The organism is Microbacterium sp. KR10-403, assembly GCF_040196215.1.
Lineage (GTDB): Bacteria > Actinomycetota > Actinomycetes > Actinomycetales > Microbacteriaceae > Microbacterium.
Genome location: NZ_JBEGDC010000002.1, coordinates 134,714 through 150,101 on the forward strand (window position 1 = coordinate 134,714; position 15,388 = coordinate 150,101).

The window sequence follows — 15,388 nt, forward strand, 5'->3', positions numbered from 1 at the left end:
AAGCGGCCGAGGCCGGGCCGAGCGGCATCTGGTCGCGAGTTTCGCGCTATTGCGGCCGAGACACGCCGTGGTGATCGGCGGTTCCTCCCCAGGCGGGGGTGCGCGGCGAGTTCTCCACCGATCCGCCGCCCCGTCTCCCCACAGCCGTCGCGCGTGGCCAGGATGGAGGAATGACCGAAGCCACCTTCACCGTTCATCCTTCCCCCGTGGGCGATGTGCTGCTGGTGTCGACCGCCGCGGGCCTGGTGACCGTGCACGTGCTGCACGGCAGCGAGCGCGACATCGACGAGCAGCTGTCCTCCCTCACCGGTCCGCTGCGCAGCGTGCCCGGCCGCGACGACGGCGGCGCCGACACCGTGCGCCGGCAGCTCGACGAGTACTTCGAGGGTCGCCGCGAGACGTTCGACCTGTCGCTGGACTGGCGCCTGGTGCACGGTTTCTCCCGCGACGCGCTCGAGGCCGTATGCCGCATCCCCTACGCACAGACCGCCGGATACGGCGAGGTCGCGGCGATGGCCGGCATCCCCCGCGCGGCACGGGCCGTCGGCAACGCCTGCGCGCGCACCCCGTTCTCGATCGTGGTGCCGGTGCACCGCGTGGTGCGCGCCGACGGATCGATCGGGGGCTACGGCGGTCGCGCCGAGGTCAAGCGCTGGCTGCTGGAACACGAACGGGCCGCGGGCGAGTAGGCCGCCCGCGGCCCGTGTCGATCCGAGATCGACGACGTGGCGTCGACTCAGTGGACGGTCGGCTTCTCCGCACCGAATCCGGTGAGCGAGCGCACCTCCATCTCGGCGGCGCGTTCCGGGTCCTCGTCCTTCTTGGAGAGGACCGAGCCCAGCCAGCCGAGCGCGAAGCCGATCGGGATCGAGACGATGCCCGGGTTGTTCAGCGGCCAGATGGCCGTGCCGACGTTCGCGAACACGCTCGTCTCGCCGCCCCAGAACACCGGAGACAGGAAGATGAGGATCAGCGCGGAGGCCAGGCCGCCGTACATGCTCCACACCGCGCCGCGCGTGGTGAAGTTCTTCCAGAACAGCGAGTAGAGGATCGTCGGCAGGTTGGCCGACGCCGCCACGGCGAAGGCCAGTGCCACCAGGAACGCGACGTTCTGGTGCTGCACGCCGACGCCGCCGATGATCGCGAGCACGCCGATGACGACGACGGTGCGGCGGGCGACCTTGACCTCACTGCCGGGGGCGGCCTTACCCTTCTTGATCACACTGGCGTAGATGTCGTGCGAGAACGACGCGGCCGCCGTGATCGTCAGGCCCGCCACCACCGCGAGGATCGTCGCGAACGCGACCGCCGAGATGATGCCGAGCAGCACGGGACCGCCCAGGTGCGCGGCCAGCAGCGGCGCCGCCGAGTTGACGCCGCCGGGCGCCGCCTTGATGGCCTCGGGCCCGACCAGCGCGCCCGCGCCGTAGCCGAGCACGAGGGTGAGCAGGTAGAAGATGCCGATGAGCCAGATCGCCCACACCACCGAACGGCGGGCCTCCTTGGCCGTGGGCACCGTGTAGAAGCGCATCAGCACATGCGGCAGGCCGGCGGTGCCGAGCACCAGGGCGAGCGCGAGGGAGATGAAGTCCCACGGGTTGGCGCCGTACTGCAGGCCGGGGCCGAGCACCTTGTCACCCGCCGGCGAGCCCGCCGCGGCCTGCGCGAGCAGCTCGTTGATGCTGAAGCCGTGCAGCGCCAGCACCCAGACCGTCATGACGACGGCGCCGATGATCAGCAGGCCCGCCTTCACGATCTGCACCCAGGTGGTGCCCTTCATACCGCCGACGAGCACGTAGATGATCATCAGCACGCCGACGACCGCGATGACCACCGACTGGCCGACCTGACCATCGATGCCCAGCAGCAGCGAGACGAGCCCTCCGGCGCCGGCCATCTGCGCCAGCAGGTAGAAGAGGCACACGACGAGCGTCGTGATCGCGGCCGCCATGCGCACCGGGCGCTGCTTGAGCCGGAACGACAGCACGTCGGCCATCGTGAACTTGCCGGTGTTGCGCATGAGCTCGGCCACCAGCAGCAGTGCGACGAGCCAGGCGACGAGGAACCCGATCGAGTAGAGGAACCCGTCATAGCCGTTCACGGCGATGGCGCCGCAGATGCCCAGGAACGACGCCGCCGACAGGTAGTCGCCGGAGATCGCGAAGCCGTTCTGGGGCCCGGTGAACGAGCGCCCGGCCGCGTAGTAGTCGGCGGCCGTCTTGTTGTTGCGACTGGCGCGGACCACGATGAACAGCGTCACCGCCACGAACAGCGCGAAGATCGTCATGTTCAGGATCGGATTGTTGTCGACTTTCGTGGTCTCCGCCGCGAAAACGGCGAGGGACGACATTCCACCGGTCATTTCGCAGCCTCCTCAGCGGCCTCGAGCTCTTCGCGAATGGCCACGGCCTTCGGGTCGAGCTTGCGATTCGCATATGACACGTACCAGGTGGTGATCGCGAATGTGGTGACGAATTGGCCGAGTCCGAACAGCAGACCGACGGTGATGTCGCCCCACACCTTCTGCGCCATGAAGTCCGATGCGAACGACGACAGCAGAACGTAGATGAAATACCAGATCAGGAATGCCACCGACAAGGGGAAGACGAAGCTGCGCTGCGTCTTCTTCAATTCTCGGAACGGCGCCGACTCCTGAACGGCGACGTAGTCGATATCTCCGGTCTCGGCGATATCGGCAGTGGATTCAGACACGGGGCCTCCTTGCCTCATGACGTTGCGGCGCACCGATGCGCCGCGACTGCTTTCGCCTGTCATCCGGCGACAGGCGGGTAGTAGGGTTGACGCTACGAAAAATGCGCCCGCCCCCGTCACCCCCGGAAGTAGGTAGTGCGTGAGAGCGTCCACGGTGGACTCCGACGCGGAACTGATCGCGCACGCCGTCTCAGATCTGACGCGGCGCACGCGGTTCCCGGTCGCGTTCGGGGGGATGCTGCGAGACGGCGCCGTCCACGTGAGCGCCGTCGCCGGCGCTCGTACCCGGCACCTCGAGGCGCTCATCGTCGAGTCGGGGCGCGGACTCGGCGGGCGTGCCGTGCTCGAGACGCGCCCGCGCCTCGCCCTGGACTACCGCACCGCCAAGAGCATCACCCACGACTACGACCGGATGGTGCTCGGCGAGGGCATCGCGACGCTGTTCGCCGTCCCGGTCGTCGTGTCGGGCACGCCCCGGGGCGTGCTGTACTGCGGCTCGTGGGGGCAGGCCCCCGTGGCCGAGGTCGCCGCGCGTCCGGCGGTCGCGGTGGCCGACGAGGTGGCGGACGAGCTGCGGATCCGCGATGAGGTGGAGCGCCGCCTGTCGCGCGCACGCGTCGAGCCCGCCGCCGACGCCATGTCGGCGGTGGCCCGCGAACAGCTGCGCGAGGCATATGCCGAATTGCGGCGCATCGCCGCCGATGTGCATGATTCCGGAATTCGAGAGAGATTGACGCGCCTGCAGGAAAGGCTCGCATCGGCATCCATCACCGATTCCGAAAGCGGGGTGAACACGGCCCTCTCCCCCCGCGAGACCGACGTGCTCGCCTGTGCCGCATTGGGCTCCACGAACGCCGAGATCGCCGTGGCGCTGGGCTTGAAGGAGACGACGGTGAAGTCATATCTCGCCTCCGCGATGTCGAAATTGGATGCCTCGACCCGCCATTCCGCGGTGACGAAAGCACGGCGCGCCGGAATTCTCCCTTAGCGAAAAGAGAAAGCCATGAATTAGGCTGAATTCATGGCTCGCAAAATCGTGCATCAGCTCGTCGACGACATCGACGGAACCGTCCTCGAACCCGGACAGGGTCAGACCGTGCTCTTCTCGCTCGACGGGGTCGGTTTCGAGATCGACCTCACCGACGCGAACGCCGATGCACTGCGTGCGACGCTCGCGCCCTACGTCTCGGCGGCGCGTGCGGTCTCGGGCACCCGTGGGCGCCGTGCCGCGGCGAAGCCCTCGGCGGGCCGCCGCGACCTGGCCGCCGTGCGCGCATGGGCGCGCGACAACGGACACCAGGTCTCCGACCGCGGTCGGGTGCCGGCCACCGTGCTCGACGCCTACGACGCGGCGCACTGACCTCGCGCCGCACCGGCCTCGCAGCGCACTGATCAGGCTGCGGCGAACCTGCTGCGCTGCCAGCCCAGCGCCGGCGCGATCTCGTTCGCGATGAGCTGGATCGACCGCAGCACCAGTTCGTGCGGCGGGTCCACCGGGTGCGCCTGGAAGACGATGTCGCTGGCCTGGCTGAGGATGGCGTCGGCGCCGAGCGTCTGAACGAGTTCGCTCGGGGTCCCCACGTGCACGTCCAGGACCGCCAGTGCCTCTGCCGTGGAGGCACCCTCGGGCAGCACCACGCCCGCCCGCGCCGCGATCGGCGCCGCCCGTTCCAGCGCGCGCTCGGCGAGGGCGCGGGCGGTGATGCGGTCGTCGGTCGCGAACACCGTGCGCGAGGCGAACACACGCGGCACGGCGTGCGACGGCAGGGCGTCGAGGTAGGCGCGCACGATCGGCGTCTGCACGTCGGAAAGCACCTTCCCCGCGTGCGGCTGCGTGCGCGCGAGCATCAGCCCGTGCCCGGCCGCCCCGATCCGGGCGCCGCCCTCCGGCGAGAACGTCGCCTCCCACAGCGCGGCACCGAGCTCGGGAGCGGGCGGATAGAGCGCCGCGCCCTCGTCGGTGAGCGGCCGGCCCGCCAGCGCGTCCGACAGCCGGCGCAGGTGCGCGGCATACCCGGCATGCCGGGCCGCGGCATCCTTCCCGAATGCCGCGAACGACGCGTCGGGCTGACCGCTGCCGAGTCCCAGCTCGAACCGGCCGCCCGAGAGGCGGGTCAGCACCGCGGCATCTTCCGCGACCCGCAGCGGATCCTCCAGCGGCAGCGCGACGACGCCCGTGCCGAGGATGATGCGCTCGGTGTAGGCGCTGGCGTAGGCGAGCAGCACGAACGGCGAGGGAAGCCCGCCCTCCTCCCGGTCGAAGTGATGCTGCGCGACCCACGCCGTGTCGAAGCCGGCGCGCTCCGCGGCGACGATCTGCTCCACGGCGAAGCGGAAGCGGTCCGCGGCGGTGGCCTCTTCGAGCACACGGGTGAAGAAACCGAGTCGCGGGCGGACTGATCGGGGCATGACGGACTCCTGTTCGACGTGTTCCGACGCTAGAGCGCCCGACCGCGCCACGGTGTGCGGGTGACCACGTGTGACATCCGGTGACGCTTTGTGACGCCCGGCCGTCGCCGGGCCGTAGGCTGAGCAGGATCGCAGAATGCGCAACCGCCGACGACCCGAAAGGCACCTTCATGCCCGGAATCCACGATGACATCACCACCACATTCGGTGACACGCCGCTCGTCCGGCTGAACCGCGTGACGGAGGGGGTGGATGCCGAGATCCTGGCGAAGCTGGAGTTCTTCAACCCCGGGTCGAGCGTCAAGGACCGTCTGGGCATCGCGCTGGTCAACGCGGCGGAGGCATCGGGCGAGCTCCAGCCGGGTGGCACGATCGTCGAGTCCACCAGTGGCAACACCGGCATCGCGCTGGCGCTGGCGGGAGCGGCTCGGGGCTACAAGGTCATCATCACGATGCCGGCGTCGCTGTCGAAAGAGCGCCGGTATCTGCTGCGCGCCCTGGGCGCCGAGCTCGTGCTGACCGACCCGTACAAGGGGATGACGGGCGCGATCGCGGTCGCCGAGGAGATCGTCGCCAAGACCCCGGGCGCCATCCTCGCCAAGCAGTTCGAGAACCCGGCCAACGCCGAGATCCACCGCAAGACCACCGCCGAGGAGATCTGGCGCGACACCGACGGCGACGTCGACATCTTCGTCGCCGGCGTCGGCACCGGCGGCACCATCACCGGCGTCGGTCAGGTGCTCAAGGAGCGCAAGCCCGACGTGAAGGTCGTCGCCGTCGAGCCGTCCGACTCGCCGCTGCTCGCCGAAGGCCACGCCGGCCCCGCCAAGATCCAGGGCATCGGCCCGAACTTCGTCCCCGCGGTGCTCGACACCTCGATCTACGACGAGGTCATCGGAGTCGGCTTCGAAGACGCACTGGCCACCTCGCGCGCCCTCGCCGCGAAGGAGGGCATCCTCTGCGGCATGTCGGCGGGTGCCGCCACCTGGGCCGCTCTGCAGCTCGCCGCGCGCCCCGAGAACGCGGGCAAGAAGATCGTCGTCATCATCCCCGACACGGGCGAGCGGTATCTGACCACCGCCCTGTTCGAGGACGTCCGCGAAGGCTGAGATGAGCGCCTGGGGACGGATCAGAGAGGATGTCGCGGCCGCGCGACTGCGTGACCCCGCCGCGCGCGGGTCGTTCGAGATCGCTCTGCTGTACCCGGGTCTGCACGCGATCTGGGCCCACCGGGTCTGGCATGCGCTGTGGCGCCGGCGCCTGCGACTGCTCGCACGCGCCGGCTCACAGCTGACCCGCTGGCTCACCGGCATCGAGATCCACCCCGGCGCGACGATCGGCCGGCGGTTCTTCATCGACCACGGTATGGGCGTGGTCATCGGCGAGACCGCCGAGGTCGGCGACGACGTCATGCTCTACCACGGCGTCACGCTCGGCGGCCGTCAGCGCGAGGGCGGCAAGCGGCATCCCACCATCGGCGACGGCGTGGCCGTCGGCGCCGGTGCGAAGGTCCTCGGCGCGATCACGATCGGCGCCGGATCCGTGATCGGCGCGAACGCCGTCGTCACGAAGGACGCCCCGGCCGACAGCATCCTCGTCGGGATCCCGGCGAAGCCGCGACCGAGGGTGCCCGGCGAAGACACCCGGTCGCTGCTGGCGGCTCCCGAGTACTACATCTAAGCGCGGGTCGCCTGCACCTTCTTCTTCACGAAGAGCATCGGCAGCAGCAGAGTCGCCAGCGCCGTCACGACCCAGACGATGACCGGTGCGAGCACCCAGGTGAGCGCACCCGAGATGCGCAGGCCGCCGACGGGCAGCAGCACCACGATCAGCAGCGCCACGAGCGTCGAGAAGATGCCGATGCCGCCCAGCAGGGCCGGGGCGTAGCGCTTGGCCATCTTCGCGATCCACGGCGCCAGCACGCTCTGCAGGATCGCGAAGATCACCACGCACAGCACGAAGCCCCACCAGTCGGCCCACACGATGGTGAAGTCGGGCAGGATGAGGTCGGCCACCACGAGCCCGAGGGCCGCGGACAGCAGGAAGATGAGGGCCCGCAGCAGGAACATGATCATGCTCCGACCCTAGCGGCGCGGCGGCGGAACCAGTGTCAGGCGGAGCCTGCGAGCGCGGCCAGCCGCGCCTCTTCGTCCGCGGTGATGCACGAGTCGATCACGGGGCCCAGGGCGCCGTCCATGACCTGGTCGAGGTTGTACGCCTTGTACCCGGTGCGGTGATCGGCGATGCGGTTCTCCGGGAAGTTGTAGGTGCGGATCCGCTCGGAGCGGTCCATCCCCCGGATCTGCGAGTGACGGGCGTCGGATGCCGCAGCCGCCAGCTCCTCCTGCTGGCGCGCGAGCAGCCGGGCGCGCAGGACGCGCATGCCGGCCTCGCGGTTCTGCAGCTGGCTCTTCTCGTTCTGCATCGAGACGACGATGCCGGTGGGCACGTGCGTGATGCGCACGGCCGAGTCGGTCGTGTTCACGGACTGGCCGCCGGGGCCCGAAGACCGGTACACGTCGATCTTCAGGTCGTTCGGGTTGATCTCGATCTCGTCGGGCTCGTCGACCTCGGGGAACACCAGCACGCCGGTGGTCGAGGTGTGGATGCGGCCCTGCGACTCGGTGGCGGGCACGCGCTGCACGCGGTGCACACCGCCCTCGTACTTCAGGTGCGCCCAGACGCCCTGCGCGGGGTCGGTCGACGACCCCTTGATGGCCACCTGGACGTCCTTGTAACCGCCCAGGTCGGATTCGTTGCGCTCGAGCAGCTCGGTCTTCCACCCCTGCGACGCCGCGTACTGGAGATACATCCGCAGCAGATCGGCGGCGAACAGCGCCGACTCGGCTCCGCCCTCCCCCGCCTTGATCTCCATGATGACGTCACGTGCGTCATCGGGGTCGCGCGGGATGAGCAGCCGCCGCAGCCTCTCCTCGGCTGCGGCGAGCTGCTCTTCGAGCGCGGGGACCTCCTCGGCGAACGCCTCGTCCTCCTTGGCGAGCTCGCGCGCCGCCTCGAGGTCGTCGGAGGCCGCCGTCCACGCGTCGTGTGCGGCCACGATCTTCGACAGCTCGGCATACCGACGGTTCACGCGCTTCGCGCGCGCGGCGTCGGCGTGCACCGCCGGATCGGAGAGCTCGACCTGGACGGCCTTGTGCTCTTCGATCAGCGCTTTGACGGAGTCGAACATCGCGGGCTCGGACACGTCAGGCTCAGCGGATGCTGTTCTCGTGGCCGTAGCTGTGGCCGCCGGCGTGGTTCGAGGTCGGTGCGGGGATCGACTTCTGCATCTGCACGAGGAACTCGACGTTCGAGCCGGTCTCCTTGAGCTTGCCGAGCACGACCTCGAGCGCCTGCTGCGGGTCGAGGCCCGCGAGGGCACGGCGCAGCTTCCACGTGATCTTCACCTCGTCGGGCGAGAGCAGCATCTCTTCGCGACGGGTGCTCGACGCATTGACGTCGACCGCCGGGAAGATGCGCTTGTCGGCGAGCTGGCGGTTCAGGCGCAACTCGCTGTTGCCGGTGCCCTTGAACTCCTCGAAGATGACCTCGTCCATCTTGGAGCCGGTCTCCACGAGAGCGGTGGCCAGGATCGTGAGCGACCCGCCGTTCTCGATGTTGCGCGCCGCGCCGAAGAACCGCTTGGGCGGGTACAGCGCCGATGCGTCGACACCGCCGGTGAGCACCCGGCCGCTGGTGGGCGCCGACACGTTGTAGGCGCGGCCCAGACGCGTGATCGAGTCGAGCAGCACGACGACGTCGCGACCCAGCTCGACGAGACGCTTGGCGCGCTCGATGGCGAGCTCGGCGACCGTCGTGTGGTCTTCCGCCGGACGGTCGAAGGTCGAGGCGATGACCTCGCCCTTGACCGTGCGCTGCATGTCGGTGACCTCTTCGGGGCGCTCGTCGACGAGCACGACCATGAGGTGCACCTCGGGGTTGTTGATCGCGATGGCGTTGGCGATCTGCTGCAGCACGATGGTCTTGCCGGCCTTGGGCGGCGCGACGATGAGGCCGCGCTGGCCCTTGCCGATCGGGGCGACCAGGTCGATGATGCGCTGCGTGAGCTTCTCGGGCGCGGTCTCGAGGCGCAGGCGCTCCTGCGGGTAGAGCGGCGTGAGCTTCGAGAACTCGACGCGGGTCGCGGCATCCTCCGTGCTCAGTCCGTTGATCGAGTCAACCTTGACCAGCGCGTGGTACTTCTGCCGGCCCGACTGCTCGCCCTCGCGCGGCTGCTTGATGGCGCCGACGATCGCGTCGCCCTTGCGCAGGTTGTACTTCTTGACCTGTCCCAGCGACACGTACACGTCGGTGGCGCCGGGCAGGTATCCGCTGGTGCGCACGAACGCGTAGTTGTCGAGGACATCGAGGATGCCCGCGACCGGGATGAGGACGTCATCCTCGCTGATCTCGGTCTCGAACTCGTCGTTCTGCTGAGCGTTGCGGCGCTTGTTGCGCTGGCGGTTGCGGTTGTTGCCGCCGCCCTGCTCGTCGTCGTCCGACGGAGCGCTCTGGCCGCCGCCGTTGCTGTTGCTGTTGCTGTTGCCACCGGCGTTGCGGTTGCGGTTGCGGTTGCGGTTGCGGCCGCGTCGTCCGGACTGCTCGCCGCCCTCGTTCTGGCCTCCGTCGGCGCTCTCGCCGCCGGACTGCTTCTTGTCGGCCTCATCGGCCTTGTCGGCGCCGTCGGCCTTCTCGCCGGCGCGCTGCGCATCGGCGCCGTTCTTATCGGCACCGCTCTTGTCGGCGCCGCTCTCGTCGGCACCGCCGTTCTCGCCCTCGGCGGCATCGGCCTTCGCCGGCGCCTTCGCCCGGCTGCCGCGGCCCGACCGTGCCGGCTTCTCGGCGTCGGCGGGCTTCTCGGCGGCGTCGGATGCCGCGGCGGGCGCCTCGGTCGCGGCCGGTGCCTCGGCAGCAGCCGCCTCGGCCGGTGCCTCTTCGGCGGGCTTCTTCTTCGCCGGCGTGCGGCGCTTGGCGGCCGGCTTCTTCGCGACCGGCTCGTCGCTCTTCTCCGCCCCGTCGGCGGCGGCCGCGGCCGGCGCCTCAGCGGGCGCGGCGGGGGCGGACGACTCAGGCGTCACGACCTCGGTCTTGGCACGGCGCGGCGCACGCTTGCGCGGCGCGGTCGCCGGGGCCGCGTCGGCGGCCGGGGCGGCGGGTGTGTTCTCCGCGGGTGCCGGGGCGGCGGCGCTGCCCGCGTCGGACGCGACGGTGCGATCCGCGGTGGGTGCGTCGGTGTGGATCTCGGAGATGGACTCCACGAGTTCTCCCTTGTGAAACGAATGGATGGAGCTGACCCGCACGGCGCCGTCGTCGACGCGCGCCGATGAACCCGTAAGCCGGATCTGAGACCGGGACAGGCCCTCAGGACCTGACCGGATCGATGATGCCGGCCGTCGGGGGCAATGCGGGGGTTCGCAGAAATGCGATGGAGGTATGGATTCTCGCGGCTCTATGTCGCGGGCGACACGGGCTGCGAAGCGCCCTCCGTATAGTCCCTCACTGTACCACCCTTGAAGTCGACGGCGAGCATCAGCGACTCCCAGGGCGTGTTGGTGAGGGATGCCGCGAGACGGGTCGCCTCGAGGCGCCGGCCGGGTCCGTCGGCCATGACGAGGACGCTGGGTCCGGCCCCCGAGAGCACCGCCGCGAAGCCGGCCTGACGCAGCCCGCGCACCAGGGTGTCGGTGTCGGGCATCGCCTGCGCACGATAGTTCTGGTGCAGCTTGTCGTCGGTGGCCGCGAGCAGCAGCTCGGGGCTCTGCGTCAGCGCCGCGATCAGCAGCGCCGAGCGTGACACGTTGAAGACGGCGTCCTCGCGCGTGACCTGCTGAGGAGTCAGCTCCCGTGAGATGCGCGTGGGCATGGTCGACTCGGGGACGAACACCACGGGCGACACACCGCGGTGCACGAGCAGCTTCTTGTACTGCGGCCCGTTCTCGTCCATCCAGGCGATCGTCAACCCGCCGAACAGCGCGGGAGCGACGTTGTCGGGGTGCCCCTCGAGCTCGGTCGCCAGCCGCAGCAGCAGCGACGGACCGAACTCGACATCGCCGGCCAGCAGCCCGCGCGCGGCCAGGAGGCCCGCGACCACCGCCGCACCCGACGAGCCCAGACCGCGACCGTGCGGGATGACGATGCGCTGCGACAGCGCGATGCCGGGCATGCGCCGCCCCACGGACTCGAAGGCGTACGCGATGGCCCGGATGACGAGGTTCGTCGCGTCGCGCGGCACGAGGTCGGCCCCGGGCCCCTCCACGTCGACCTGGATCTCACCCTCCGGCAGCGCCGTGACGCGCAGCTCGTCGTAGAGGCTCAGTGCCAGCCCGAGCGTGTCGAATCCCGGCCCCAGGTTCGCGCTGGTGGCGGGCACCCGCACCCAGACGGCGCGGCCGGGGACCGCCGCCGGTGAGGGCGGCGCGGTTCTCACGCGGTCGCCTCCGCGCCCGACAGCGAGAGCACATCGGCGACCTCGCGGGTGTCGGCGTCGACGACGATCGGGGCGACCTCGGTGCCGTCGGCGTTGCGCAGGGCCCACTGCGGGTCCTTCAGGCCGTGGCCGGTGACGGTGAGCACGACGCGCGCGCCGGCCGGGATGATGCCCGCCTCTGCGCGGTCGAGCAGACCGGCGACGCTGATGGCCGAAGCCGGCTCGACGAAGACGCCGACCTCGGCGGCCAGCAGCTTCTGCGCGGCCAGGATCGCGGGGTCCTCGATCGCACCGAACCAGCCGTTCGTGGCATCCCGCGCCTCCAGCGCCAGGTGCCACGACGCGGGGTTGCCGATGCGGATGGCGGTGGCCACCGTCTCGGGCGCCGTCACGACCTCGCCGCGCACGATGGGCGCGGAGCCGGCCGCCTGGAAGCCGAACATGCGCGGCACGCGGGTCGACGCGCCGCGTGCGGCCTCCTCGCGGTAACCGCGCGTGTAGGCGGTGTAGTTGCCCGCGTTGCCGACCGGGATGAAGTGGAAGTCGGGGGCGTCGCCGAGCTGCTCGACGATCTCGTAGGCAGCGGTCTTCTGGCCCTCGATGCGGTCGGGGTTGACCGAGTTGACCAGGTGCACCGGGTAGTTGTCGGACAGCTCGCGCGCGATCTCGAGGCAGTCGTCGAAGTTGCCGCGGATCTGGATGAGCGTGCCGCCGTGGGCGACGGCCTGGCTCAGCTTGCCCATCGCGATCTTGCCCTCGGGCACGAGCACCGCGGCGGTGATGCCGGCGTGCGCGGCGTAGGCCGCGGCCGACGCCGACGTGTTGCCGGTGGATGCGCAGATGACGGCCTTCGCGCCCTTCTCGACCGCGCGCGAGAGCGCGACGGTCATCCCCCGGTCCTTGAACGACCCGGTGGGGTTCATCCCCTCGAACTTCACCCAGACGTCCGCACCGGTGCGCCGCGACAGCGCAGGGGCGGGGATGAGCGGGGTGCCGCCCTCGCCGAGGGTCACGACGGTGGACGTCTCGGTGACGCCGAGCCGGTCGGCGTACTCGCGGAGGACTCCGCGCCAGACATGTGCCATTTCAGTCTCCTTCCACACGCAGGACCGAGACGACGCGCTCGACCACGTCGTCGTCGGCGAGCCGTGCCACGGTCTCGCTGAGGTCCTGCTCCAAAGCTTTGTGCGTGCCGATCACCAGGCGGGCCGATGCCGCGCCCTCTTCGGTGTGCTCCAGGGTCTGTTCCACGGTCGCGATCGAGACGCGTCCGTCGGAGAGCAGGCCCGCCACCCGGGCGAGCACGCCGGGGCGGTCGTCGACCTCGAGGGTGACCTGGTACCGGGTGACGACCTGGCCGATGTCGACCGTGGGCAGGTTGGCCCGGGTCGACTCGCCCACGCCCGCGCCGCCGGCGATGTGACGCCGCGCGGCCGAGACGACGTCGCCGAGCACAGCGGATGCGGTCTGCACCCCACCGGCGCCGGCGCCGTAGAACATGAGGTTTCCGGCCGCCTCGGCCTGCACGAACACGGCGTTGTTGACGCCGTGGACGCTGGCCAGCGGGTGCTCGCGCCGGATGAGTGCGGGGTACACCCGCACCGAGATCGCTTCATCGCCGGACTCGTCGTCGCGCCCGGTGAGCCGTTCGCAGACCGCGACGAGCTTGATGACGTAGCCGGCATGCCGCGCGGCATCCATCATCTGCTTCGTGACGCCCGTGATGCCCTCGCGGTGCACGGCCTCGAGCGGCACCGACGTGTGGAACGCCAGGCTCGCGAGCAGGGCGGCCTTCTGCGCGGCGTCGTAGCCCTCGATGTCGGCGGTCGGGTCGGCCTCGGCATAGCCCAGGCGCTGCGCGTCGGCGAGGATCTCGGCCATCTCCGAGCCCTCGGCGTCCATCCGGTCGAGGATGTAGTTCGTGGTGCCGTTGACGATGCCGACGATGCGGTCGACACGGTCACCGGCCAGCGAGTCGCGCAGCGGACGGATGATCGGGATGGCCCCGGCCACGGCCGCCTCGTAGTAGACCGAGGCGCCCACCTGGTCGGCGGCGTCGAAGACCTCCGAGCCGTGCGTGGCCAGAAGCGCCTTGTTCGCGGTCACGACGTCGGCGCCCGAGTTCACGGCCTGCAGCAGGTACTCGCGGGCCGGCTCGATGCCGCCCATGAGCTCGATGACGATGTCACTGCCGACGATGAGGGTCTCGGCGTCGGTGGTCAGCAGCTCGCGCGGCAGGTCCACATCACGGGGCGCGTCGATGTCGCGCACGGCGATGCCGGCGAGCTCCAGTGCGGCGCCGGAGCGGTCCGCGAGCTCGTCGGCGTTCTCGATGAGCAGACGCGCGACCTGGGAGCCGACGGCCCCCGCTCCGAGGAGTGCGACGCGCAGGCGACGGTAGTCGATCATGCCTTCCCTTCTGCGCCGACGTCTGCACGCAGCAGGTCGGCGATGGTCTGTCCGCGCACGATCACGCGGGCGGCCCCGTCGCGCACGGCGACGACGGCCGGGCGCGGCAGGTAGTTGTAGTTGCTCGCCAGCGAGAAGCAGTACGCGCCGGTGGCGGGCACGGCCAGCAGGTCCCCGGGGGCGACGTCGGCGGGCAGGTACTCCCGGTCGACGACGATGTCTCCCGACTCGCAGTGCTTGCCGACCACCCGCGACAGGGCGGGGGCGGCACCCGAGACGCGCGAGGCGATGCGGGCGCAGTAGTCGGCGCCGTACAGGGCGGGCCGCGCGTTGTCGCTCATGCCGCCGTCGACGCTCACGTAGAGGCGCTGCCGCCCCTCACCGAGCTCGACAGGCTTGACGGTGCCGACCTCGTAGAGGCTGACGCCCGCCTGGCCGACGATGGCGCGGCCGGGTTCGAAGGCGAGGTCGGGAATCGGGATGCCGCGCACCTCGCATTCGCGGGCGACGGCCTCGACGATGCCGGCGGCGAGGTCTTCGATCGGCGTCGGGTCGTCGGCGGGGGTGTAGGCGATGCCGAAGCCGCCGCCGAGGTTCAGGAGCGGGATCGGCCCGCCCGCCAGCAGCTGCGCGTGCAGGTCCACCAGGCGCGATGCGGACTCGGCGAAGCCGGCGACGCCGAAGATCTGCGAGCCGATGTGGCAGTGCAGGCCCTGGAAGCTCAGCGAGCGGAGCTCTCGGATGCGCGCGACCGCGGCGGGCGCGGCATCCATCGCAAAACCGAACTTCTGGTCTTCGTGCGCCGTCGCGAGGAACTCGTGCGTCTCGGCGTGCACGCCGCTGTTGACGCGCAGCAGCACATTCTGCACCGCCCCGGCGCGGTCGGCGATCGCCGCGAGCCGTTCGATCTCGATCAGGCTGTCGACGATCACGGTTCCGACGCCGACCTCGACGGCGCGGGTGAGCTCGTCGACGGACTTGTTGTTGCCGTGGAAGCCGATGCGCGCGGGGTCGGTGCCCGCTGCCAGGGCGACGGCGAGCTCTCCCCCGCTGCACACGTCGAGGTTCATGCCGGCCTCGGCCGTCCACCGCACGACCTCGGTGCACAGGAACGCCTTGCCGGCGTAGTAGACGCGCACGTCGATGCCGTGCGCGTCGGCCGCTGCGCGGAACGCCGCGACGGTGCGCTGCGCATGTGCGCGCACCTCGTCCTCGTCGACCACGTAGAGCGGCGTGCCGAAGGACTGCGCCAGCTCGGTCGCCGTCACTCCCCCGACCACGAGGGCGCCGTCGTCGTCGCGATGTGCCGAGACGGGCCAGACCCGCTCGTGCAGGGCATCGGCGTCGTCGGGGACGGGGAGCGGATCACGGGTGGGTGAGGCGGACAAGGGGGACCAATCGAAGGATGCTGCGGTGCGGCGTTTCCGGAAC

Annotated in this window: 15 protein-coding genes; 5 read left to right on the forward strand and 10 right to left on the reverse strand. The window is 70.5% G+C overall.

From position 1 onward, the window contains the following. The first annotated feature begins 170 nt into the window (after positions 1 to 170). Positions 171 to 689 (forward strand): methylated-DNA--[protein]-cysteine S-methyltransferase, encoded by a 519-nt coding sequence (locus tag ABMQ42_RS04400; protein WP_349721644.1) that lies wholly within the window; start codon positions 171 to 173, stop codon positions 687 to 689. 47 nt (positions 690 to 736) lie between these two features. Here ABMQ42_RS04400 and ABMQ42_RS04405 read toward each other — a convergent pair whose 3' ends face one another. Next, positions 737 to 2,350 (reverse strand): monocarboxylic acid transporter, encoded by a 1,614-nt coding sequence (locus tag ABMQ42_RS04405; RefSeq protein WP_349722075.1) that lies wholly within the window; start codon positions 2,348 to 2,350, stop codon positions 737 to 739. A gap of 8 nt (positions 2,351 to 2,358) precedes the next feature. Next, complete coding sequence (locus ABMQ42_RS04410; RefSeq protein ID WP_349721645.1) at positions 2,359 to 2,712, reverse strand: DUF485 domain-containing protein; 354 nt, start codon at positions 2,710 to 2,712, stop codon at positions 2,359 to 2,361. A gap of 139 nt (positions 2,713 to 2,851) precedes the next feature. On the opposite strand from ABMQ42_RS04410, the gene ABMQ42_RS04415 reads away from it, so the two are divergent. Further along, entirely contained in the window at positions 2,852 to 3,700 is an 849-nt protein-coding gene (locus tag ABMQ42_RS04415; protein WP_349721646.1) for a LuxR C-terminal-related transcriptional regulator, read from the forward strand. Between the two features lie 33 nt (positions 3,701 to 3,733). Further along, complete coding sequence (locus ABMQ42_RS04420; RefSeq protein WP_349721647.1) at positions 3,734 to 4,072, forward strand: histone-like nucleoid-structuring protein Lsr2; 339 nt, start codon at positions 3,734 to 3,736, stop codon at positions 4,070 to 4,072. Positions 4,073 to 4,104: 32 nt separating this feature from the next. Here the strand turns inward: ABMQ42_RS04420 and ABMQ42_RS04425 are convergent, their stop codons facing one another. Further along, entirely contained in the window at positions 4,105 to 5,121 is a 1,017-nt protein-coding gene (locus tag ABMQ42_RS04425) for a putative FMN-dependent luciferase-like monooxygenase (RefSeq protein ID WP_349721648.1), read from the reverse strand. A 170-nt stretch (positions 5,122 to 5,291) separates the two neighbouring features. On the opposite strand from ABMQ42_RS04425, the gene cysK reads away from it, so the two are divergent. Both cysK and epsC read left to right on the forward strand, forming a co-directional pair. After that, positions 5,292 to 6,230, forward strand: coding sequence for a cysteine synthase A (gene cysK, locus ABMQ42_RS04430; RefSeq protein WP_349721649.1), 939 nt, complete (start codon positions 5,292 to 5,294; stop codon positions 6,228 to 6,230). A gap of 1 nt (position 6,231) precedes the next feature. Further along, positions 6,232 to 6,801, forward strand: coding sequence for a serine O-acetyltransferase EpsC (gene epsC / locus ABMQ42_RS04435; protein ID WP_349721650.1), 570 nt, complete (start codon positions 6,232 to 6,234; stop codon positions 6,799 to 6,801). Here the strand turns inward: epsC and ABMQ42_RS04440 are convergent. The 7 genes from ABMQ42_RS04440 to lysA all read right to left on the reverse strand — a co-directional run bounded on the left by ABMQ42_RS04440 (position 6,798) and on the right by lysA (position 15,345). Next, complete coding sequence (locus tag ABMQ42_RS04440; RefSeq protein ID WP_349721651.1) at positions 6,798 to 7,196, reverse strand: hypothetical protein; 399 nt, start codon at positions 7,194 to 7,196, stop codon at positions 6,798 to 6,800. The genes epsC and ABMQ42_RS04440 overlap by 4 nt on opposite strands. A 35-nt stretch (positions 7,197 to 7,231) precedes the next feature. Further along, positions 7,232 to 8,311 (reverse strand): peptide chain release factor 1, encoded by a 1,080-nt coding sequence (gene prfA / locus ABMQ42_RS04445; RefSeq protein WP_349722076.1) that lies wholly within the window; start codon positions 8,309 to 8,311, stop codon positions 7,232 to 7,234. Positions 8,312 to 8,333: 22 nt separating this feature from the next. Further along, positions 8,334 to 10,379 carry a transcription termination factor Rho gene (gene rho / locus ABMQ42_RS04450; RefSeq protein WP_349721652.1) on the reverse strand — a complete coding sequence of 682 codons (2,046 nt, stop codon included), beginning with the start codon at positions 10,377 to 10,379 and terminating at the stop codon, positions 8,334 to 8,336. A gap of 191 nt (positions 10,380 to 10,570) precedes the next feature. Beyond that, on the reverse strand, positions 10,571 to 11,548 hold the full coding sequence (gene thrB, locus ABMQ42_RS04455) for a homoserine kinase (protein ID WP_349721653.1): 978 nt from the start codon (positions 11,546 to 11,548) through the stop codon (positions 10,571 to 10,573). Beyond that, the gene (thrC, locus tag ABMQ42_RS04460) at positions 11,545 to 12,633 is read right to left on the reverse strand and encodes a threonine synthase (RefSeq protein WP_349721654.1); all 1,089 of its coding nucleotides are present in this window, start codon (positions 12,631 to 12,633) and stop codon (positions 11,545 to 11,547) included. Before thrC ends, thrB begins: the two co-directional genes overlap by 4 nt. A gap of 1 nt (position 12,634) precedes the next feature. Next, complete coding sequence (locus tag ABMQ42_RS04465; RefSeq protein ID WP_349721655.1) at positions 12,635 to 13,957, reverse strand: homoserine dehydrogenase; 1,323 nt, start codon at positions 13,955 to 13,957, stop codon at positions 12,635 to 12,637. Further along, a complete protein-coding gene (lysA, locus tag ABMQ42_RS04470) occupies positions 13,954 to 15,345 on the reverse strand; it encodes a diaminopimelate decarboxylase (RefSeq protein WP_349721656.1) in 1,392 nt (463 codons plus the stop codon). The genes ABMQ42_RS04465 and lysA overlap by 4 nt, the downstream gene beginning before the upstream one ends. Between the last annotated feature and the right edge of the window lie 43 nt (positions 15,346 to 15,388).